The organism is Nostoc sp., from assembly GCF_036917975.1.
In the GTDB taxonomy this organism is placed as follows: Bacteria; Cyanobacteriota; Cyanobacteriia; order Cyanobacteriales; family Nostocaceae; genus Nostoc.
Window position 1 is genome coordinate 37,134 of record NZ_JBALEJ010000005.1, and the last position, 19,700, is coordinate 56,833.

21 protein-coding genes and 1 pseudogene are annotated in these 19,700 nt (G+C 42.9%); 4 read left to right on the plus strand and 18 right to left on the minus strand.

The features are described 5' to 3' along the window. The first annotated feature begins 103 nt into the window (after positions 1 to 103). Positions 104 to 568, plus strand: coding sequence for a hypothetical protein (locus V7K76_RS02055; protein WP_334775180.1), 465 nt, complete (start codon positions 104 to 106; stop codon positions 566 to 568). A gap of 6 nt (positions 569 to 574) precedes the next feature. Continuing rightward, positions 575 to 1,132 carry a glutathione S-transferase family protein gene (locus tag V7K76_RS02060; RefSeq protein WP_334775179.1) on the plus strand — a complete coding sequence of 186 codons (558 nt, stop codon included), beginning with the start codon at positions 575 to 577 and terminating at the stop codon, positions 1,130 to 1,132. 49 nt (positions 1,133 to 1,181) lie between these two features. On the opposite strand, the gene V7K76_RS02065 is transcribed toward V7K76_RS02060, so the two are convergent. The 7 genes and pseudogenes from V7K76_RS02065 to V7K76_RS02095 form a co-directional block, all read right to left on the minus strand. After that, positions 1,182 to 1,673 (minus strand): YajQ family cyclic di-GMP-binding protein, encoded by a 492-nt coding sequence (locus V7K76_RS02065; RefSeq protein WP_012411046.1) that lies wholly within the window; start codon positions 1,671 to 1,673, stop codon positions 1,182 to 1,184. A gap of 103 nt (positions 1,674 to 1,776) precedes the next feature. After that, positions 1,777 to 2,175 (minus strand): MAPEG family protein, encoded by a 399-nt coding sequence (locus V7K76_RS02070; protein ID WP_334775178.1) that lies wholly within the window; start codon positions 2,173 to 2,175, stop codon positions 1,777 to 1,779. Between the two features lie 87 nt (positions 2,176 to 2,262). Next, entirely contained in the window at positions 2,263 to 2,766 is a 504-nt protein-coding gene (locus tag V7K76_RS02075) for a hypothetical protein (protein WP_041565591.1), read from the minus strand. A gap of 84 nt (positions 2,767 to 2,850) precedes the next feature. Continuing rightward, positions 2,851 to 3,417 (minus strand): annotated as a pseudogene (locus tag V7K76_RS02080) (PadR family transcriptional regulator). Positions 3,418 to 3,535: 118 nt separating this feature from the next. Further along, on the minus strand, positions 3,536 to 4,630 hold the full coding sequence (locus V7K76_RS02085) for a phosphotransacetylase family protein (protein ID WP_334775177.1): 1,095 nt from the start codon (positions 4,628 to 4,630) through the stop codon (positions 3,536 to 3,538). Between the two features lie 354 nt (positions 4,631 to 4,984). Continuing rightward, complete coding sequence (locus V7K76_RS02090; protein ID WP_334775176.1) at positions 4,985 to 6,040, minus strand: LLM class flavin-dependent oxidoreductase; 1,056 nt, start codon at positions 6,038 to 6,040, stop codon at positions 4,985 to 4,987. A gap of 273 nt (positions 6,041 to 6,313) precedes the next feature. Then, entirely contained in the window at positions 6,314 to 7,624 is a 1,311-nt protein-coding gene (locus tag V7K76_RS02095) for an LLM class flavin-dependent oxidoreductase (RefSeq protein WP_334775175.1), read from the minus strand. A gap of 294 nt (positions 7,625 to 7,918) precedes the next feature. On the opposite strand from V7K76_RS02095, the gene V7K76_RS02100 reads away from it, so the two are divergent. Beyond that, the gene (locus V7K76_RS02100) at positions 7,919 to 8,524 is read left to right on the plus strand and encodes a flavin reductase family protein (RefSeq protein WP_334775174.1); all 606 of its coding nucleotides are present in this window, start codon (positions 7,919 to 7,921) and stop codon (positions 8,522 to 8,524) included. Between the two features lie 519 nt (positions 8,525 to 9,043). Here the strand turns inward: V7K76_RS02100 and V7K76_RS02105 are convergent. The 11 genes from V7K76_RS02105 to nifH all read right to left on the minus strand — a co-directional run bounded on the left by V7K76_RS02105 (position 9,044) and on the right by nifH (position 18,579). After that, on the minus strand, positions 9,044 to 9,493 hold the full coding sequence (locus V7K76_RS02105; RefSeq protein WP_334775173.1) for a hypothetical protein: 450 nt from the start codon (positions 9,491 to 9,493) through the stop codon (positions 9,044 to 9,046). Positions 9,494 to 9,932: 439 nt separating this feature from the next. Then, a complete protein-coding gene (locus V7K76_RS02110; protein WP_334775209.1) occupies positions 9,933 to 10,433 on the minus strand; it encodes a phosphate-starvation-inducible PsiE family protein in 501 nt (166 codons plus the stop codon). A gap of 300 nt (positions 10,434 to 10,733) precedes the next feature. Next, the gene (locus V7K76_RS02115) at positions 10,734 to 10,967 is read right to left on the minus strand and encodes a hypothetical protein (RefSeq protein ID WP_334775172.1); all 234 of its coding nucleotides are present in this window, start codon (positions 10,965 to 10,967) and stop codon (positions 10,734 to 10,736) included. Positions 10,968 to 11,617: 650 nt separating this feature from the next. Continuing rightward, the gene (locus tag V7K76_RS02120; protein WP_334775171.1) at positions 11,618 to 12,439 is read right to left on the minus strand and encodes an NADPH-dependent oxidoreductase; all 822 of its coding nucleotides are present in this window, start codon (positions 12,437 to 12,439) and stop codon (positions 11,618 to 11,620) included. A 163-nt stretch (positions 12,440 to 12,602) separates the two neighbouring features. Continuing rightward, entirely contained in the window at positions 12,603 to 13,313 is a 711-nt protein-coding gene (locus tag V7K76_RS02125; protein ID WP_334775170.1) for a 2OG-Fe(II) oxygenase, read from the minus strand. A gap of 371 nt (positions 13,314 to 13,684) precedes the next feature. After that, entirely contained in the window at positions 13,685 to 13,882 is a 198-nt protein-coding gene (locus V7K76_RS02130; protein ID WP_334775169.1) for a hypothetical protein, read from the minus strand. A 131-nt stretch (positions 13,883 to 14,013) separates the two neighbouring features. Next, positions 14,014 to 15,132: a homocitrate synthase gene (gene nifV, locus V7K76_RS02135; protein ID WP_334953381.1), complete on the minus strand. Its 1,119-nt coding sequence runs from the start codon at positions 15,130 to 15,132 to the stop codon at positions 14,014 to 14,016. Positions 15,133 to 15,516: 384 nt separating this feature from the next. Continuing rightward, complete coding sequence (locus tag V7K76_RS02140) at positions 15,517 to 16,725, minus strand: substrate-binding domain-containing protein (protein ID WP_442936244.1); 1,209 nt, start codon at positions 16,723 to 16,725, stop codon at positions 15,517 to 15,519. 28 nt (positions 16,726 to 16,753) lie between these two features. Then, on the minus strand, positions 16,754 to 16,906 hold the full coding sequence (locus tag V7K76_RS02145) for a hypothetical protein (protein ID WP_334953409.1): 153 nt from the start codon (positions 16,904 to 16,906) through the stop codon (positions 16,754 to 16,756). A gap of 219 nt (positions 16,907 to 17,125) precedes the next feature. Continuing rightward, positions 17,126 to 17,512 carry a hypothetical protein gene (locus V7K76_RS02150; protein ID WP_334775166.1) on the minus strand — a complete coding sequence of 129 codons (387 nt, stop codon included), beginning with the start codon at positions 17,510 to 17,512 and terminating at the stop codon, positions 17,126 to 17,128. Between the two features lie 167 nt (positions 17,513 to 17,679). Then, on the minus strand, positions 17,680 to 18,579 hold the full coding sequence (gene nifH / locus V7K76_RS02155) for a nitrogenase iron protein (protein WP_334775165.1): 900 nt from the start codon (positions 18,577 to 18,579) through the stop codon (positions 17,680 to 17,682). Between the two features lie 92 nt (positions 18,580 to 18,671). Between nifH and V7K76_RS02160 the strand changes: the two genes are divergently transcribed. After that, complete coding sequence (locus V7K76_RS02160) at positions 18,672 to 18,872, plus strand: IS1-like element transposase (protein ID WP_334775164.1); 201 nt, start codon at positions 18,672 to 18,674, stop codon at positions 18,870 to 18,872. Positions 18,873 to 19,700 lie beyond the last annotated feature (828 nt).

The following is a 19,700-nucleotide window of genomic DNA, read 5'->3' on the forward strand; positions in this document are numbered from 1 at the left end:
TCCCTAATCCCCAATCCCTAATCCCCAATCCCTAATCCCCAATCCCCAATCCCCAATCCCTAATCCCCAATCCCCATATTCAATTTTTTTGAGAAATTTCCCGATGACAACCGCAACTTTTTATTCCAATGCCCCTGATTTAGCAACCGATGATTACATTGTCATCGGCTTGGCAACCTGCTTCGTCAAAGAAGATGGAGAAGTTTATCAAATAGAAGTTATAGAACCGATCCCCTCTGCGGCTTTAGAAGCGCTGTTAAAAGGCATTCCTACCTCCTATAAGCTGGCTCATGCCACAACTTTGGGATCTGTGCTGGATGGCGATTCACAACTGCTGCCAGATGGCTTCCCAGAGTCGGCTCAGTTTGGAGAGGAATTTGTGCCACGGGCATTTGCAGCAGCTCGTACCTATAAACGTCGTGAATCTGCAAAATCTCTGATTCCCTTAGGTACAAACTACACTGATTTTAAGTATTCCATTGAGCGCAAGCGGGTATTAAACGCCGCTAGAGTTGTTACCAAAGAAGACAACGTTAAACAGCATTCTCACACTCACAAAGTTCTTTAAGTAATTATGGTAAAACTTTACGGCGGCGCTCGTAGTCGAGCGTCAATTGTTCACTGGTATTTAGAAGAATTAGGAATTCTTTACGAATTCATCAAGCTTGATATGCAGGCGGGTGAACATCTCAAGCCTGCATATTTGGCAATTAACCCATTTGGTAAAGTTCCAGCTATTGTGGATGGGGATTTTCAGCTTTGGGAATCTGGGACAATTTTGCTGTATCTTGCCGATAAATACGGTAAAACTTCACTTTCACCAGAGGAACGTGCTGTACTTTCTCAATGGGTGTTGTTTGCTAATGCTACCCTTGCTCCAGGAATTTTTGGAGAGGAGAATCGGGAACGGGAAATGCCCCGCTTGTTGACTCCATTAAATGAAATTTTCAGTAAGCAACCTTTTTTACTTGGCAATGAGTTCACTGTTGCTGATGTGGCAGTGGGGTCTATTCTGAATTATATTCCTATGATACTGAAGCTAGACCTCAGCCCCTACGCAGCCGTGTTGAACTATATCAAGCAGTTATCTGAGCGTCCGGCATTTCAAAGAAGTATTGGCGGACGGACTTAAAATAATTCGTAATTCGTAATTGAATTTTTAACTACGAATTACGAATCTTTTAACGATAATTTGTAAATTGCAAAGCAACTGGGTAGTCTTCTTGTTTTAGCCGCTGCATGACAACTTGCAAGTCATCTTTAGATTTGGCAGAAACCCGCACAGCATCACCTTGGATTGAAGCTTGTACCTTTTTGAATTCGTCACGAATCAATTTGGAAATTTGTTTGGCGATTTCCTGACTGATGCCTTTTTTGAGTTTGATTTCTTGACGCACGCGATTACCACTGGCTGATTCAACCTTGCCAAAATCAAAGATTTTCTGGGAGAGGTTACGCTTGGCGGCTTTTTCTCGCAGAATGGTGTGTACAGAATCTAAGGTAAACTCGCTGTCAGTGCTAACGTTAATGCTTTCTTCGACTAACTCGACAGTAGTTTCAGTGTCTTTGAGGTCGTAACGACCTTTGATGTCTCGTATAACTTGATCGACAGCGTTAACCAACTCTTGTCGATCAAAGTCGCTCACAATGTCAAAGGAAAAAGTAGAAGCCATAAAATATTTTGGATTTTAGATTTTGGATTTTGGATTGGGTGTTGGATATTTGGAATTGGGAAAACTTTTCCCCAATCCCCAGTCCCCAATCCCCAGTCGCCAATTAGCTAGTAGCTTGGATGATGCTCAAGAAAAAGAGAGTGCCACAGCTAGAGATGCCAATGGCAAACATCAGCGAGCGCAAAAGGGGTATATTCAAAATATAAAAAATCGAGTATAGGAAACGGACTACCACAAAGGCGATCGCAGCTACTTGGGCTGTAAAAGAATTTATACCAGTTACATAAGCCATTAATGCGGCTGCGGCAAATATCATAAAGGCTTCAAAGGTGTTCTGATGTGCCCAAGTAGCCCGTTGGGCATAAGGTGGCAATTTATCAAACAGGGCGCGAGGAGTAGAAAGCATTTCATACCCAATACGCGCACGGGCATAAGCTACTAGCAAAAATGGCACATAAATGAGAACGGCAGCAGCCGCGATCGAGTACAAAAAAATTATCATTACTTATTAGTCGTTGGTTATTAGTCATCAGTCATCGGTCATAAGTCATTAGTCAAATACAAATGACAAAAGACAAATGACAAATGACTAATCAAAGTAGAAAAGCGTCACCACTTTTCTTTGTTCTTCTGCATCCTGACAAGTTTGTAACAGGGTGCGACTGTCGTGAAATGCAAAGCAGATTAGTTGCTGGCAACGGGAGACAATTTCCTTGTTGCACAAATAACTAGCTTCCGCCAGAGACAAATTATCATTACTGGGATTTTCGACTAGATGCATTACCTGTTCTAGTTGCTGGCGCGATTCCAAAGGCTGGCGTTCCAGGCTTTGGGGTAGAATCACTGTCAACAAATTTGCATCAGCCCGGGTTGCTCCCTTGATAGCTGCGGAATTTGTCCCTGTAGCACCAGAAGTAATGATTCGATTACCCGATAAAACTAGGGCATAAGTCATCATTTCAATAAGATTCTGATGCGTTATCGGGACGTGACGAGAACCTAGCAAAGCAATTCTTTTAGAACCTGTTTGCTGGATTGTCGCCAATTCTTGGGCTAATGTATCGAGGTTAATAAGGTCTGTTGATTGGCTCAAAGATGGAGATAATCAGACTAAACGACCCAGATATTTTACCAAACAGCGTGTAGATGCGAAGAAAACTTAAGTTAGACATTGCAACTAATTTTCGATTCTTTGGTTCAGTAACTCCATTACTTGGTTACACCAGGCTAGCCAATGTGTTTCATAACTAATGCCATTTAGGAGAGTTAAATACTGAAATTTGCCTGATTCTGGCAGTTATTGCGGATTCTGAAAGTAATGTTGTTCTAAGTTATGGTACGTAGACAATTTTTTTTGATGGGCTTTTTGGTGATTTTCTAGCTCCGCCAAGATAATTTCCTTAGGAACAATATGGCTAGCAAAAATTTTAACCAGTAAATCATCTTTAATTGGTGTGGGTTCACAAGGTTGAGTAATCCACTGTTTGAGGTGCTGTTCTCCCAAGTCTGTAACGCTGTAGAGTCTTTTATCTGGCCGTCCTGCTTGAAGAATCGACTCAGAACTGATCCATCCTCGATCTTCTAGCTTCGCTAACTCCCGATAAATCTGCTGGTGACTTGCTGACCAGAAAAAGCCCACAGAGCCATCGAATCGTTTTGCTAAATCATACCCACTACAGGGTGCGTCAACCAGAGCCGCTAAGATTGCGTGCGCTAATTTGCTACCTTTGACTTCTATAGCCATCACTAATAAGACCCCACTGAATTCTTACTTCAGTAGCTTCAAATCATCCGGGATTCGATCCCGGATGATTTACTCCTTCTGTCTCCTGCCTCCTGCCTCCTTCAATACACTCATGAATCTAAGACAATGCCGCTGCGGGAGTTAAACCTAGTTTGGATAACAAGCGGTCAATGTCAAAATGCTCGGACATCAACTGACGAATATACTGAACCTTAATCGGCTCGTGGACACGGACTTGACCAAAAGTGCGGTCAACAATTCCTACAGTTGTGAGAGTGTCTAAGTCAACAGACAAAATGGGTATTTCTAGTTCTTCAGCACGACTGAGAATGAACGGCGGCGGGGGTAGTTGCCCGGTGAGAATTAAACATTGGGTAGAAGTTTCCAAAGCCGCTTGCTGAATTTCCACCCGATCGCCTCCTGTCACTACTGCCATATTTCGGCGTTTGCGGAAATATTTCACAGCTGAATTGACATTCATCGCTCCAATTGCCAGACTTTCTACCAACAAATCCATGCGATCGTTGCGACAGAGAACATCAGCCTTTAACTGCTTGACTAGTTCGCCAACACTCACGCTACGGAGCAAATCGCTATTTGGCAGCCTTGCTAGCACCGGAATCCCCTGCTGTTCCAAAAATGGGCGCAAGATAGTGTCAACCGCTTCTAGTTGGGTGACAGGGATATCATTGATTACAACTCCAATTAAGCGATCGCCTACACGCTGTTTTGCAGCCAATAGGGACTCAACCGAAAGCAACGATTTATAGCGGGCTACTAACAGCACAGCAGCATCCAATACTTCAGCCATTTGCAGCAAAGACAAGTCAAACAAATTGCCTTCGGATAAATCACCAGGCCCTTCCAGTAATACCAAATCTCCTTGAGATTTATGTAAATATTGCTGTATTAGGGACTGCTGATAATCGGTTTTGTCTTCCCCTCGCAAGCGCTTTCGCACATTTGGTTCATCCAAAGCCACCATTGTAGGTGCAACGCGGTTTTCCGGCAAATTGAGGCTAAGAGCGATGAACTGGACATCTTCTTCAATTACGGCTCCATTAGACGAATTGAAACACGTACCGAGCGGTTTACCGTAGGTAATATCCAGACCTTTTTGCTGTAGCTGATGAGACAAACCCAGAACAGTTGCAGATTTACCGCTGTAAGTCTCGGTAGATCCAATCAGCAAATATTTAGGGGATTTTGGCACACATGCACTCCTAATTTCAAAAGTCAGAAGAACCCAGCTAGGTGTTTCCTAATTCTAGTTCCTTCTGGCAAAAGCCTCTCGCTCTCACTAATTAAGGTTTCCCAGAATTACCTTTTGATTGAACAAGCAGGAGTGGGGAATGGGGAGTAGTGGTCTATCGAATTAATTTTGATGGGTTAAAAGAACGAACCGCATTCGCGCAGCGTCTCGTTAGAGAAGGACGCAAAGAGCGCAAAGGAAGAAAAGTTAAGAATGAGTTCACCCATTAAAGTTCACCCATTAAATCATTGATGGATAAATTCCCTGTAGAGACGGCGATTTATCGCGTCTCCTAACTTGAAAGGCGCTGTAATTTTAAGCCACAAGTTGTAAAGAGCGCACTCGCGGCATAATTTCTTGGGCAAAGCGTGTCATTTCCGGGACAAAGGGATTGAATTGCAGCATGAAAGTCTCGATTCCGGCATCAACAAAATCTGCAACTCGTGTAGCCACAGTGTCGTAACTACCAACCAGCCCTGCTGCTGTGCCACCATTGCCGCCAACAGCAGGATTTTTGGCGAAGAGTTGAAACATCACGGCTTCTGGATCAACTCCTTTGGCAACACTTAATTTCAAGTGTTCTTCTTGCTTCTGGAGTGCCAAAAGTCGCTCAAGTTCTGCTTGGGCTTCAGCATCCGTGGGACGAGCAATTACAAAGGCTGATAAACCAAAGCGCACTGGTTTGGGTAGGGTTCGCGGTCTACTTAAAACTTGTTTAATTACCTTGCGAACATCCTCAATGGGTTGACCGTTAATGAAATAGATATCTCCCTGTTCTGCAACTAGTATTTGCGCCGGATCAGATGCCCCGCCAAGGTAGATAGGAGGATGGGGTTGGGCAATGGGAGTTGGTCGAAAACTCAAATCCTCTATTTTGAAATATTGGCCTTGGAAGTTAACCCTCTCGCCACTCCAGAGGGACTTAACAACCCGCAGCCACTCACCCGAATAGCGGTAACGTTCATCGTGGGGCGGGAAGGGAATATTAGTCCGTTCCATCTCTGGGCGGAACCAAGCACTGATTAAATTTATGGCAAAACGTCCATTACTAATGGCATCAATGCCCAGCGCCATTTTCGCCAAAACTGCCGGATGGAACAGCAGAGGCTTAATGGCAGCGATGATCTCAATTCGTTCTGTGGCTTCAGCCAAGGCCGCAGATGCCGTCCAGGTTTCTAGCTGCTCCAGTTCTAGACTGCGGGGGTTAGCGATATGCTGTGCTACCAAAGTGCTGGCATATCCCAAACGCTCTGCTTCTAAAATAAGCGATCGCGTGCGCTCATAACTCGCATCCACAGGTTCTTCTGGTGTGTTGAGAGGGCCAAAATTACCTCCAACAGGTGCCCAAATCCCATAACGTGGTTCTGTCATAATTACCTCCTAGTAAAATAAACAAGTTAGTCACAAATTCCGATCCAACTATTAACTAGTTCTAGGAGTCTAATACCAATTCTGTATGAAGATGCGCTAAACCATATTAGGACTGATGTATAAGAAAGAAAAACGAACCGCAAAGAGCGCAAAGGACACAAAGAAAAAAAGAAAGAAAGAAAGAAAGAAAGAAAGAAAGAAAATTTGGCGCAGCCTCACAAATAAATGGTATAAATCCCCATTACGAATTACGAATTACGAATTATGAATTATTTAATTGAGTCCTAAAGAATCCTTTAAAGTATTGCCCGTATATTCTTTGCGGAATAATCCACGTTTTTGTAATTCTGGTATCACTAAATCGACAAACTCATCAAAAGAACCGGGAAGATAAGCAGGTGAAATCACAAAACCATCCCCAGCCTCTTCACGAAATAGGGCTTCTAGTTTGTCAGCAATTTGAATAGGAGTCCCAACCAGTTGAGGTACAGCTAGACTTCTGCCATAAATTTTGCCTAACTCTTTCAGTGTTATAGTTTTATCTAAACTCAGTCTTTCAAGCACAGATAACAGTTTTTGATAATCTTGAGCTTCAACTTTTTCTACAGATTCATCTAAAGAATATTGCGATAAATCAACATTTAAATGATTTGACATAGTTAATAAACCAGCCATCGGATGCACTAATTCGTTGTGAAAAACTTGCTTTTCTTTAGCAATAGTTTCTGTCTCACCAACAAAAGGCATCACCGCAGGTAGAATTTTACAGGTATCTGGGTTACGCCCATATTTAGCCATACGGGTTTTAATATCTTGGTAGTAAGATTTCATGGCTGTGGGATTGGGACTAATTTCAAAAATTAATTCCGCCCATTTGGCAGCAAACTCTCTACCTTTATTAGAAGCACCGGCTTGAATAATCACCGGACGACCTTGGGGAGAGCGAGGCACTGTCAACGGTCCCCGTGACTTTAACCATTTCCCTACATGATGGACATAATTCACCTTTGAGGGGTCAGCAAAGATGCCGTTTTCTTGATCTAGAACTAATGCCCCTTCTTCCCAGCTACCCCAAAGTTTGGAGGCAACTTCGAGAAATTCATCGGCGCGATCGTAGCGGAGATCGTGTTCTAGATGCTCATCGAAGCCAAAATTCCCTGCCTCGCTAGCCCTACTGGATGTCACCACATTCCAAGCAGCCCGCCCCCGGCTAATGTGGTCAAGGGTGGCAAATCCCCGCGCCAGATCGTAGGGTTGATAGTAAGTAGTAGAACGGGTGATACCAATACCAATATGCTTGGTAACAACTGCCATCGCAGTTGCAAGCACTAGTGGATCTAGCCTGAGTGCCCCTTGAGCGCCATATTTCAGACTCTCGACAAAACTACCGCCGTATGTATCGGGCATCGTTAAAGAGTCAGCGAAAAACACTAAATCAAACTTGCCACGTTCCAGAACACGGGCAATATTCTGATAATATTCAGGTTCGAGAAAGCCTAGCTGAGTTCTGGGGTGACGCCAAACGGCATGAGAGTGAACAACTTGTGAAGCAAGTAAGAAACCTGCTAGATGTATTTGTTTCATCTTGAAAGCTCCTGTCTTTTTTCCAACGTTTTTCTGACATAACTGGCTTCACCCTTGTGCTGGTAGCTCTAACATATAAATGAGACTCAATAGGTGAGCATTGGGATTAATTAACCTATTAAAACTACAGTAATTTGATAGACTAACCGTAGTTTATGACTGAGTACGAACATCTCACAGATAGCGAGAAAAAGCAAGATGCGGCAATGAAAATTACGCACAATTAAGGCGGAAAGCTTCTCTTTGGCAAGATCGAGTTTTGAAAAACTGTAATTTTTAGCGAGGAAAATCTCAATGATTATCGATCCCTCCCAGAACGACCCACGAAATACCTATCAATTACTTGTTGGTTCAGTGGTTCCTCGACCGATCGCTTGGGTGTCAACGATCGCTAGCGATGATACGCCTAATGTCGCGCCTTTCAGTTTTTTTATGGGTGTGACAGCTAACCCACCGACTCTAGCCATTTCCACAGGACTGCGGCGCGGTGTTAAAAAAGATACTTTATTGAATGTAGAGCAGTCGGGTGAACTGGTAGTCAACATAGTTGTTGAAGAATTGGGGGAACAGATGAACGCCACATCTGGCGACTTTCCGCCAGATGTAGACGAATTTCAAGTAGCGGGACTAACTCCTGCTCCCTCAAAACTGGTGCGTCCGCCACGAGTTGCAGAATCACCCATTAATATTGAGTGTGTGCTGAAGCAAGTAGTTTATGTAGGGAATGAAGGTAGCCAATCGGGATTAATTATTGCTGAGGCGGTGCTGTGGCATATTCGGGATGATTTACTGACACCGCAAAATACAATCGATGCCGAAAAATTGCACGCGATCGGTCGTCTATCGGGTAACTGGTACACCCGCACTCAGGATTTGTATGAAATTACTCGCCCAACTTAAAAAGTTAGGACTAGTACTGCAAGGCGGAATTCAAAATTCAAAATGACGCTCGTGACGCTCGATAGCGCAGCGTTAGCGACGTAGGAGCGTCTGACTCGCTTGCCGCCGGCGCTATCGCTCTTAGCGTCTCCCCTTCTCCCAAAGGGAGAGGCTAACGCCAAGGGAGAAGACTCGCTAACGCTGCGCTAACAAAATTCAAAATTAATGAATGTTTCAAGCCCCGACCAATGCCGTCTTCCCTACACCCAACTAAGAGTTCCCTACTCCCTGTTGGATGACTCTTTCATAATCCAAAATGGTATCAGCTTTCGCTATTCAGCATCTCTACCATCAGGGAGAGTCAAATTTTACCATCGGTTGCCGTTTAGACTACCCAGACTGGAACCAACTCGATAGCTCTATCTATTCCAAGCACAAATATTGAGTGCTGAATTTGATGCAGCTAATTTGTGCTTGGAATAAAAGTTAGATCAATTTATTCACCAGACTTGTGGCTGTAATTCCGGTTAAAAATGGTGTCTAAAAATCATCCGATAAAACAACTGTTAGGTTGGTGTTAAGTTTTGGTGCAAAACTACTTCCTTCAGCTACATAAGTAATCGCTCCTCCTGCTTCTAAAACAGCAGGGCCACCACAGGCTTTAATTAAATCAACGCCGTCCTTCACCTTAATATCTTGACAACCAAATTCAAGTCCATTTGGGCCAGTAATTTTAATCTTCTTGATTGTTCCAGTTTCACCAGCAGCTAAGGAAAGTTTAGCAGAGCGAATAACTGTTGTAGCTGGTAAAGGGGTAGTTGTTGTGTTGATACTGAAATTACCTCCGGTAATTGGAGCTTTTTCCGTGATAATTAAAGTGGCAAAGGTACTTGGCGCTGCGATCGCCTCTGTGGTGAAACAGAATATAATAAATGACAGGGCAAATGCCAAAATCTTTGCTGGATTTCTGAACATTTTCAATGAATTCATGATGATTCTCCTTGTTTAACTTTTACAAATTCTCTGGATATACACTCAATAGTCTTATCTGCTGATTTTTCGCTATTTATGCAGATTTTAGAGAAATCATCGGTTTGATCTATGTCAATCCCTCAAATCCCAACATTTTGCCCGTTTCAGGGGATGTAGCCTGCCCATTTTTCAAGCGTTCGCGTTCAGCCTCTCGTAGAGAGGAAACTTGAGCGATCGCCTATCGCCTTGCTACTAACTTTGAGCTAATTGTTCTACGAGTTGCAGTAGATTTTTTTCAATTTGCCCTATCTAAATGGATACTCTTGCTTTCTACTTGGAATTTATGGGCTGCTTTTATGGCTACTGTTGTAAATATTTTTGTTGTTCCTACTTGATAATATTTGTTAAAACTACTTGCGATCGCTAACTAATTTTCAAACAGTATGTGTGGTTACAATTAATCATGAACTAGAGGATTATCAGCTAATAATTGCGTTTTTTCTTTTGTTTCAGTGTGAGGAATTCTGATCTGTTCAAAAAAGTTAGATACCCAAGGTAAAGCCACAAGAATTCCCGCTAATACTACTAAAAATACTGCAATTCCAAAAATTTGGTCACGGGGAATTTCAAGAACACCGCGTAAAATTACTTCTCTTAAAGCAGAAACCATAGTAATCTCTACTGCTGCCGCCACGGATGTCCGTTGTTGTTGTATATGATCAATTAACAGGCGGAATAACTCTACTAAAATCAAAATGAACAGGATATCAGATGTTACTTGCCGTAAATCTAATGGACTCAAAAAGGAGAAGAACATATCTCCCAGCCGAATGAGCATCACACAGAATAAACCAACGCATAGAGAAATGATAATAAAGTCTTGGAAAAATTCCAGGTTACGTACAATTGTATTTCTTTGTAACCAGTCATTTAAGTTTAAGGTTAGCCCTTTGAGCATCGTATTTCCTAACAGTCTAAATTCATTTATTTCCATAACTGAAATAGTGCTGAGTATCTAGCATCGATTACTCAGCACTTGGAACTGTATTCAATCCCCATTTAGCTATGAGGTTCAACTCAGCCCTATTAAAACAAGTCGCAAGTCGCAAGTCGCAAGTCGCAAGTAAGTTTTGTGTTAGCGAGTCTGCGATAGCGCAGCGTTAGCGAGTACTCGAGCGTCGCGTCCGGGGATTTAGACCCCGACCCAAAACTTGCCGGTTATTGAACCGGGGGACTTAAACCCACGGAGTTTGTTAAACTATTTTGAACCATTGACGTTGAGGTTATGTGCGGTTTCGGCAGTTTTCATCTTGGATGCTGCGGTTGTTAAGTTATTCGCAGCCTTGATAATCTCTTGTAAGGTTTCGTTAATCAGTCTTTCATCTGGGGGAGCTTCTAATAAGTAAGTTTCTATGAAAATCTCCACTCGATTCATGATTATTTTGCTTTGAGAGCGTAGTCTGTTGAGGTCTTTGGTAGATAGATTATTCATTGTTTGAAGTTCCTTTGGTTTCGCGGGTTAGTTCTACATTTTTGGTCAGCAATTCTCAGTCAAAGAGCGATTCTTACAGGTCAGCCCTTTTTTGAAAGATAAAACTTGCTGGAATACCAATTAAATTGTTCGCCTGTTGACTGCTTAAATGCCTTCAGATTCCCCAAATTCGTACAAAGGTTTCAAGCAGGAGATATTGCTATATCTGACAAGTTAGCGAGTCTATTTTAGGACTTACGCACTGAAAACTAAGGTTTGAGATTACTTCTCTACGAGACGCTTCTCTACGAGAGGCTTCGCCAACGCGAATGCGATCGCAGCACTCGCGATGACATAATTTTGTCATGGTGCGTAAGTTATACATCTATTTCTTAGACTTACGCACCGAAATCATCTTTTGAGACTGAAGTGTAGGGTTTTGAGTCTTGAAGTGTCAAAAGCTTTGGTGCAGATATCAGAAGTTCTCCTCTGGTCGCCGCAGCGTGTACTTTTCTTGAGACGAGTAGTCTGTCAAATTCATTTTGACGGTTAAAGAGACGCGATAAATCGCCGTCTCTACAAGGGATTTATCCATCAATTATTTATTGACAGACTACTAGAGGTACGGTGAATGCTTAGAGTTCTCTGTCTCTTCTGGCTGTTGACTCCTTTTATAACAACTTGAAGCCGAAGTTATTCAGAGTCTCACGCAAATCCTTGCACCCTTTTAAATAGTCTAAAGTGGCGATTCGCTCGGCTGAATGTTGTGACCAATCACCAGGGACATTCATCTTTTGTTCAGTGTAGAACTCTTTCATGATATCATTATAGTGAGTGATCGCTTCATCTTGCTCTGCCAATTTATAAGTTTCCCGATGGAATACAGCTGGCTGAGGTAGACGTGGTTTAACAACAGGTTGTGCTTCAGGATTGGGATAACCCACACACAACCCAAACACAGGGAACACAAAAGGTGGCAAATTCAATAACGTGGCTACCTCTTGAGTACTTTTGCGGATTGCACCGATATATACTGTTCCTAAACCAACAGATTCAGCAGCGACAATCGCGTTTTGGGCTGCGACTGAAGCATCGACTATTGCTTTAACCAACAGTTCTACATAATCCAGAGCTACGGGAGTTAGTCCGCGACTGTCAGCAACATGAGCCAGACGACCTAAATCTGCTAACCAAATGAAGAATACGGGAGCTTGGTTAATCCATACTTGGTTATTAGCCAGCCTGCATAATTCGGCTTTGCGCTCTGGATCTTCAACTGCTACCACACTCCAGGTTTGCATATTAGCTGAACTAGGAGCAGATTGAGCAGCAGCAACTAGCCATTCCAGGGTTCCTGGTGGTAAAGGCTTAGATAGATAAGACCGGACTGAACGGTGGGCTATTAGCGTTTCTAGAGATTCGTTCCAGTCAATTTCGTGATTGAAGGGAACTTCACCGTAGCGCTCGCGCAGTAGTTCTGTAGGATTAGTCATAGTTAGCTTTTGAATTTGAACACTTTTTGACGATTTCGGAGGGATTACTAACGACGAAAAACGTACCGATTTTGGATTTGGGATTAAAAAGTTTTTTGGCTAAGTACCGAATGGTCTTTTTCAATCCAAAATTGCAAATCTAAAATCCAAAATTGTTTGATTGCTACGCAGCTAGCTGGGTTTCTCCGAAATCTGAAAGGCGATCGTTCCGAAAAAAAGCAACTCGTAAGGCTAGCCGAGACTCAGAAGCAGGGCAATTAAGCGGAGTTACCGTATGCCAAGAATTATCAGAACGGGCGATCGCAACTGAGGATTCACTCAGGGGTAGAATATCTTGAAAGACAGATTCCGGCTGGGAGTCTTTGAGAATTCGCAAACAACCCCCCCAGTCTACAGACCATTGTTGATTGAAAAATAGCAGATGAGTTAAAACTTTGTTCGGCTCGTCTGTATGAGGGTGATGCAACTGTCCTGAGCTATATCGGCGAAATCCAATATCCATTAGACAGTCCTTTAGTTCTAACCCAGACATTTCAGCTAAAGCTTTGCGGTAAGAATCTGTCCACAGCCCTTCTATCAACTGTCGCCAGACTTTACTAAGGTGTCTCAAGTCATAAGTAAGTCTGCCTTGTGCCATCCGCTCTCGCCAGCGATTATCACTAGATTTGAGCATCAAGGAAATATCCTCGCTAGTAGCAAGCATCTTTCCCCAAGAATATCCATATCCTTCTCCCTCCGACAGGCGAAACTCTTCGTGGGGAAAACTCGCAGTTAGTTCTAAGCTGGCTTCTGGTGAAAGCAGGTTTTTGATCAAAGCCCAATTGTATGGGACTTTTTGCATTGCTGTGGTACGAATGGAATCAAAATTAAGCATGGTAGAAAAAAATGCTTTACTAAAATTAACCAATCCTGACTACCCTGGATATCAACTGGTATTGAACTAGGGACTGGGGACTGGGGACTGGGGACTAGGGACTGGGAAGATTTAGATGGGAATTTAGATCCCAAGCAAATCTGATTCATATTTTCTTGCCCAGTACCCAGTACCCAATACCCAGTACCCAATACCCAGTCCCCATTACCCAGTCCCGAAGCGCCCCGATCGCAATAATTTTGTAGGATTTGTCATAATCAACTTTTGAACTTGAACGCTTTTTTACGATTTCAGAGGGATTACCCACCCCATTACAAATTTCTTTGGTTACAAAACAACTGGCTTTACCGATAGCGATTCTTCAACACTGCTCAAAGTAGGTCAAGATCAACCTCTTCAGAATCAAACTGCTTTCCCTGCTCTTTGAGTGATTGTCCTTGGAGACTACGCAACAGGGAGCGCAAAACATCAGTCTTAGTGCGTTGAAACCGCTTACAGTACTGCTCTAGAAGTTGCCGTTCTTCTAGAGACAATTGAAAAGTGATCCATCCTTGCTCTTTTCTCGGCATAGCTACTACCAACATTATTGGTAGTATTCTAGCAGTTGGTACAATGATTGCGCTCGTTAACGGAAACAGAATTGTGATGCTTTCTTAACCCTCCCTACTCCCCACTGCCTACTCCCCATTCCCCATTAAATTCACCTTTGGGGAACAAAACTCAGGAGTTCTTCAACTGTGAGACTGCGCTTAACTTTTACTGATTCATGCTTTACAGCATCCATCACTGATTGAATTTCTGGCTGACTGAGTATGATTCCATGTTCTTGCAGCACACTGATGATTAGATGCCGACCGGAATGTTTGCCTACAACAAGGCGACGTTCCCAGCCAACATCTTCCGGCGCAAACGGTTCGTAAGTACCGGGATTTTGCAACACACCATGAGCATGAATGCCCGATTCGTGTGCAAAAGTATTTTCACCCACGATCGCTTTCCAGGGAGGAACCGGCCAATTGGCAGCTTTCGCAACTAACCGTGACAGTTCCAGCAGGCGTTTTGTATTAATACCCGTTGGGATGTTGTAGAGGTGTTTCAGTGCCATCACCATTTCTTCCAGCGCCGCATTACCTGCACGTTCGCCAATCCCATTTACCGTAGTGTTGACCGATCGCGCCCCTGCTTCAATACCAGCTAGGGAGTTGGCCATTGCCAGTCCAAAATCATTATGTGTGTGCATTTCTATAGGAATGAATAGATGATGCACAAGGGAGCGAACTTTGCTGAAAGTAGTCAGAGGATCGAGAATTCCTACAGTGTCACAGAAGCGAAACCGGAAAGCTCCCAACTCTTGAGCATAATACGCCACATCCAGTAGAAAAGATTCATCGGCTCTAGAAGCATCTTCTGCACCCACAGATACAGATAAACCGCGATCGCAAGCGAAATTAATTGCATCCCGCAGCAGATCCAGCATTACCTGTTGCTTACCCCCAAACTTGGCGGCAATCTGAATTTCTGAAACGGGAACGGAAATATGCACCCGTTCCAAACCACAATCGATAGATGCCTGAATATCGGACAATTTAGCACGGTTCCAGCCAAGTAATTGGGCATTTAATCCCAAATTAGCGATCGCTCGGATCGATTCTGCTTCTTCTTGCCCCATTGCCGGCACGCCAATTTCCAATTCTGGAACACCAATGGCATCTAAGAAAGTGGCGATCGCAATTTTTTCTTCAACATTAAAGGCTACACCCGCAGCTTGTTCGCCATCTCGCAAGGTTGTATCGTTAATGTGAACGGGATGTTTATTCATAGTGAACTCATGATTCATCATTGGCTAAATTGTTGGGTGACTCAATTTTGGATTTTGGATTTTGGATTTTAGATTGACCCCATGTATGAATGCTCTTTCTTCCCTACGGGACGCTGCGCGAACGATCAAGAATTTTGGATTTTAGATTTGTTCTCGCGTTTAAATTCAGGGGCTTCTCTACGAGACGCTACGCGAACAGACCTTTTTAAATTTTAGATTTTGAATTATTCAATCCAAAATTTAAAATCTAAAATCTAAAATTCGGTGATTTTGATTTGCTTGAGTAATTAGTAATTGAAAGACAGAGCAGCTAACTTGAGTTGTGGAAACTAAAAGACATATTTCTTCACTGGAGGGTAACAATTACGAATTACGAATTACGAATTACGAAATATTTGCTACAACTTCCCCAATCTTGCTAGTGTCATAGCCGCCGAGAATCTCTAATTGCGATCGCACTAGCTGATGTCCCAAGATACTGAGGAACTGTTTTACTGGTTCTTCTTCCAAGTATTCTTTAATAATCACCAAGTCGTATCGCGCACTATGAAGGGGGATAAATCCCAACCCAAAGGCAGCAGCTATAGATGCTGTACTGATCCCGGCATCAGCGATTCCTGACACTACAGATAAGGCAACATCTTGATGGCTGTGGACGATCTGGGTAAATCCTTTCACAGTCGGAAATGGCACTCCTTCTTCTTGGAGTTTCCGTTCTAAAAGCATCTGACCGCCAGAACCCGCTTCATGGGTGACAATAGTTGCTCCAAATTCTACTAAGTCGGAAACTGTTTTAATTCCCCTTGGGTTTCCTGGTGGGACTAACAAACCTTCTTCCCAAACTCCAAGGGTAATCAAAACGGCACTCTTGCCTGTTAAGGCTTCCCGCACAAAGGGAATGTTATGTTCTCTAGTTTTGGGATCGTATAAGTGCATTCCTGCAATATGAACTTCACCTTGGCATAGACTACGCAATGCCGCCTTGCTGTGGGCGAAACGATAATGAATTCGCAGTTGCGGATGCCAACGTTCAGTTGCTCTTGCCAAAAGGGAAAGCACAGGTGTACAACCAGCAATCACAACTGTATTGTGCAGTTTGTCTATATCATCCAGAAGCCGAACCAGGACTTTATTTGTACCGTTTTGGCTTTGTGCTTCACCCTCCGATTGACGCTCATTACTAGCTACCTCTTTCACCCTTACGGATGACGCTCCTACGGACGCTCGATTACTCGCTACCGCTTCGCTAACGCTAACCCTAGCATCAGGATAGATCACTGCAAGCGTCTCACCATCAGCTGGAATCATTTCGATCCGAAAAGCATCATTCCCAACAAGAGGATAAGCTATCCATTGATTCCCAACTCGCGCCAGACTAACTCGTGATTGCTGTTGCTTAGGGAGTGATCCCGCAAGAATTGCCTCAATTTCTGGTAAATCTTCCTCAAACCAGAATAAGTCCTCGACTTGGCAGCCAAGGGCCTTGGCTAAACGCAGTGACATGGCAACAGAAGGAGCATATTGTCCTAATTCCACACCACCAATACTCTGACGAGTTACGCCAGCTATATTAGCCAGTTCTTGCTGACTCATGCCCAAGCGAGTTCTAATTGACTTCAGGTTATTGCAAAGATTCACATCCAGTTTCATGAGGCTGTATATCTCCGTTAGAAAAAGCCGCAGTAGATAAACTTAAATTTGTTGGGTCAATCGCAAGATTTTCTAGTGTTTGCCGTTTTTGTTGAAAGACATATTGATATTTTGACAATTTCACTTATTTGCTGCAAGCATAGCATACATATTGCCAGCATACTTGCCTTTTTAGATACTATTTAGCAATTTAGCGTAGCTTGCCGTCATCAAGAGAAAACTTAGGGACTTGCAAAAAAACACCCAACTACTTATTGTGGGGTGGGCGTCTCGCCCGCCCTTAGCCAAGGGTACTCATCTTACCCACCCTACAAGATTGGATAATTTATTTGTTGGAAATCCCTTAATCTGAGTGCGGTAAGTCCTGATCTAAATGCCAATCGCCTTTTTTAGTTGGTACCGCCACCCACTGGAGTTCCAACCATAAGATCGGGTTCTTTTCCTTCAACCTTGAGGAGCGATCGCGGATAATGCGTGTGGCATTTATGCAAATAGCCTCACATATCCCCAAATCTTGGGCAACGCTTCTGAAAACGTCTTGGTAGGCATTAACTGAGGCAAACAGCATATTAGGATAATAAACAACAAAATGTTGTATAAGTTTTGGGGGATAGCCCCAGTAAGAGTTTACGAGTTCGACATGGCAGTACTGGAGCAACTCACCGACTTTGGGACAGCGCCCCTGAGCTATGGTGATAAATTTTTGGACTAAAACCTCTTCGGTCAACATAATGAGTTCTCCTCCTTCAATGAGGTAGACGAATTTTGGCGTGGTTCACCAATGCCGATTTCTCAAATGGTGTTAAGAAGTTTACGCAGTTTTTTCTGCTTTTTTGAGTCAGAGATTGCCAATTGCTCCAGACACTTGGTATGAGGGATAACCCCTACTGCATCGTCCTATTCAAGAGGCATCTCTGAAAATGAATCTGCAACCCTTGTGGAGTTTGGGCTGATACCTAATGTTTGGAGATGTCTAAACAACCCAAACTGTACTAGCAGTTCCTCTAGCTGCTCATTAGACATAGATTTCGGAGTGACAAAATCTGTATTCTGGTCAATTGCCATTGCCAGGTTGCGATAGTGCTGCGCCTGTTCAGACTCAGGAGCATACTCAATCACCGTCTTGCGGTGGAACTCTGCTTGCTGCACCATATTGTCTCTGGGTATAGAGTAGATCATTTGAGTCCCCAGTTTCTCTGCCAGAGCTTTGATCAAATCATCTTCCTCATCGACTTGGCGAGAGTTGCAAATCAATCCTCCCAGACGTATACCGCCTATGGGCGCATACTTTTGAATGCTTCGGCAGATGTTGTTGACGGTATACATTGCCATAATTTCCCCAGAAGTGATAATGTAAATTTCTTGAGCTTTACGTTCACGAATGGGCATGACAAATCCACCGCATACCACGTCACCCAGACCGTCATAAAATGTATAATCAAGTCTAACTGCATCATCATAAGCACCAAGTTGTTCCAGCAACCCAATTGATGTCAGAATGCCTCTACCTGCACATCCCACACCAGGTTCCGGCCCACCCGATTCCACACACAGCGTCTTCCCCCATCCCACCTGACGGAAGTCTTCTAAATTCACATCATCATCTTCTTCTTTACGCAACGTGTCGAGTACAATCTTCTGGTGAAATCCCCCCAAGAGGAGCCGAGTGGAGTCTGCTTTTGAGTCACACCCTACAACCATCACCTTACGATCCAGATCAGTGAGTCCAGCCACTACATTTTGAGTCGTTGTGGATTTGCCAACTCCCCCTCTTCCATAAATAGCGATTTTCCGCATAAAAACCTCAATAATGGCGCAGACTTATTGATTCGCCTCCAAGATTATGGTGTAATCAAGCAGAGTACTGAATCAAATTGAAGTTGTAATTCTTGAAAGTATTTACTACCCAGTTTGTGACTGCATTGATGCTGTTAGATAGTGGACATCAGCTGTCTATTCAGCACTATAAATATTGCAGTTATTTGCTAGAAATTAAACAACTTCTTACAGATATGGCAGTAAATATTAGTGGGATGCGAGATACAACAAGGGTGCTAAAAATTAGTTCCAATCCTGTCACCAAAAATTAAAAAAACTTCCATAGATACGGCAGGTGCATGAGAAATTTTTACTTCATCACAGCAAGACAAGCATTGTTTTCGCTGCAAAGAAGATACATAAAAAAATCAGTCCAGCCTATGCTATGGCAACAGCTTCGCCAAACGAAAAACCGATTTTTAGGCGGTTTTGCTCCACTTCGATTTACGTTATACCGTCACCAATAACTGATGAGGCTGGCTGATACTCACTTCAAAGGAATCTAAGGAGTTTTTATTCTGGTATTAGATTCCCTATAAATAAAGAATATCATACATCGAGCCAATTTACTTGCGCTGACAAACTAATTTACAAACAGTATTCGTGGTTACAATTACTCATTAGCTAGAAAGCTTAAAAGCAAACAATTGCGTTTTTCCTATTGTTTTGATCTGAGCAAATATCGCCGATCTATCTAATTGAGATATCTAGAATCAGGATAGCAATTAAATCATTTACGCTCTTATATATAGTTAGAATAGTCTGTCTATTTTCTTGAGTAAAAGTCTTATATATAGAAGTATATGTGTTGCTTGAAATCTAGACAGAACTGTCTATTGTAAACTAGTTTTCTTGCTATTTTGCAATATTAATTCGCGTTATTGTTATCAGCTTTACTATTATTAATTAAAAAGGTTGATAGGATTTTGAAATCAAGGAACTCCAACAAGTTTCTGACAAAAATAAAGATTAGAAGAGTCTGTCTTCTTATCAGCTATTGCACAAAAGGAGCAATCAGCCATGCCAATGAAGTTGTTTAAGTGCGACGAAACTATCCCTGAACGGGAGAAGCATATATATATTAAAGAAAAAGGAGAAGA

Excerpts from the sequence above, each read along its gene's own strand:
- V7K76_RS02055 (WP_334775180.1), top strand. The coding sequence starts at position 104 with ATGACAACCGCAACTTTTTATTCCAATGCCCCTGATTTAGCAACCGAT.
- V7K76_RS02060 (WP_334775179.1), top strand. The coding sequence starts at position 575 with ATGGTAAAACTTTACGGCGGCGCTCGTAGTCGAGCGTCAATTGTTCAC.
- V7K76_RS02065 (WP_012411046.1), bottom strand. The coding sequence starts at position 1,673 with ATGGCTTCTACTTTTTCCTTTGACATTGTGAGCGACTTTGATCGACAA.
- V7K76_RS02070 (WP_334775178.1), bottom strand. The coding sequence starts at position 2,175 with ATGATAATTTTTTTGTACTCGATCGCGGCTGCTGCCGTTCTCATTTAT.
- V7K76_RS02090 (WP_334775176.1), bottom strand. The coding sequence starts at position 6,040 with ATGACAGAACCACGTTATGGGATTTGGGCACCTGTTGGAGGTAATTTT.
- V7K76_RS02095 (WP_334775175.1), bottom strand. The coding sequence starts at position 7,624 with ATGAAACAAATACATCTAGCAGGTTTCTTACTTGCTTCACAAGTTGTT.
- V7K76_RS02100 (WP_334775174.1), top strand. The coding sequence starts at position 7,919 with ATGATTATCGATCCCTCCCAGAACGACCCACGAAATACCTATCAATTA.
- V7K76_RS02105 (WP_334775173.1), bottom strand. The coding sequence starts at position 9,493 with ATGAATTCATTGAAAATGTTCAGAAATCCAGCAAAGATTTTGGCATTT.
- V7K76_RS02110 (WP_334775209.1), bottom strand. The coding sequence starts at position 10,433 with ATGCTCAAAGGGCTAACCTTAAACTTAAATGACTGGTTACAAAGAAAT.
- V7K76_RS02115 (WP_334775172.1), bottom strand. The coding sequence starts at position 10,967 with ATGAATAATCTATCTACCAAAGACCTCAACAGACTACGCTCTCAAAGC.
- V7K76_RS02120 (WP_334775171.1), bottom strand. The coding sequence starts at position 12,439 with ATGACTAATCCTACAGAACTACTGCGCGAGCGCTACGGTGAAGTTCCC.
- V7K76_RS02125 (WP_334775170.1), bottom strand. The coding sequence starts at position 13,313 with ATGCTTAATTTTGATTCCATTCGTACCACAGCAATGCAAAAAGTCCCA.
- V7K76_RS02130 (WP_334775169.1), bottom strand. The coding sequence starts at position 13,882 with ATGCCGAGAAAAGAGCAAGGATGGATCACTTTTCAATTGTCTCTAGAA.
- nifV (WP_334953381.1), bottom strand. The coding sequence starts at position 15,132 with ATGAATAAACATCCCGTTCACATTAACGATACAACCTTGCGAGATGGC.
- V7K76_RS02140 (WP_442936244.1), bottom strand. The coding sequence starts at position 16,725 with ATGAGTCAGCAAGAACTGGCTAATATAGCTGGCGTAACTCGTCAGAGT.
- V7K76_RS02150 (WP_334775166.1), bottom strand. The coding sequence starts at position 17,512 with ATGTTGACCGAAGAGGTTTTAGTCCAAAAATTTATCACCATAGCTCAG.
- nifH (WP_334775165.1), bottom strand. The coding sequence starts at position 18,579 with ATGCGGAAAATCGCTATTTATGGAAGAGGGGGAGTTGGCAAATCCACA.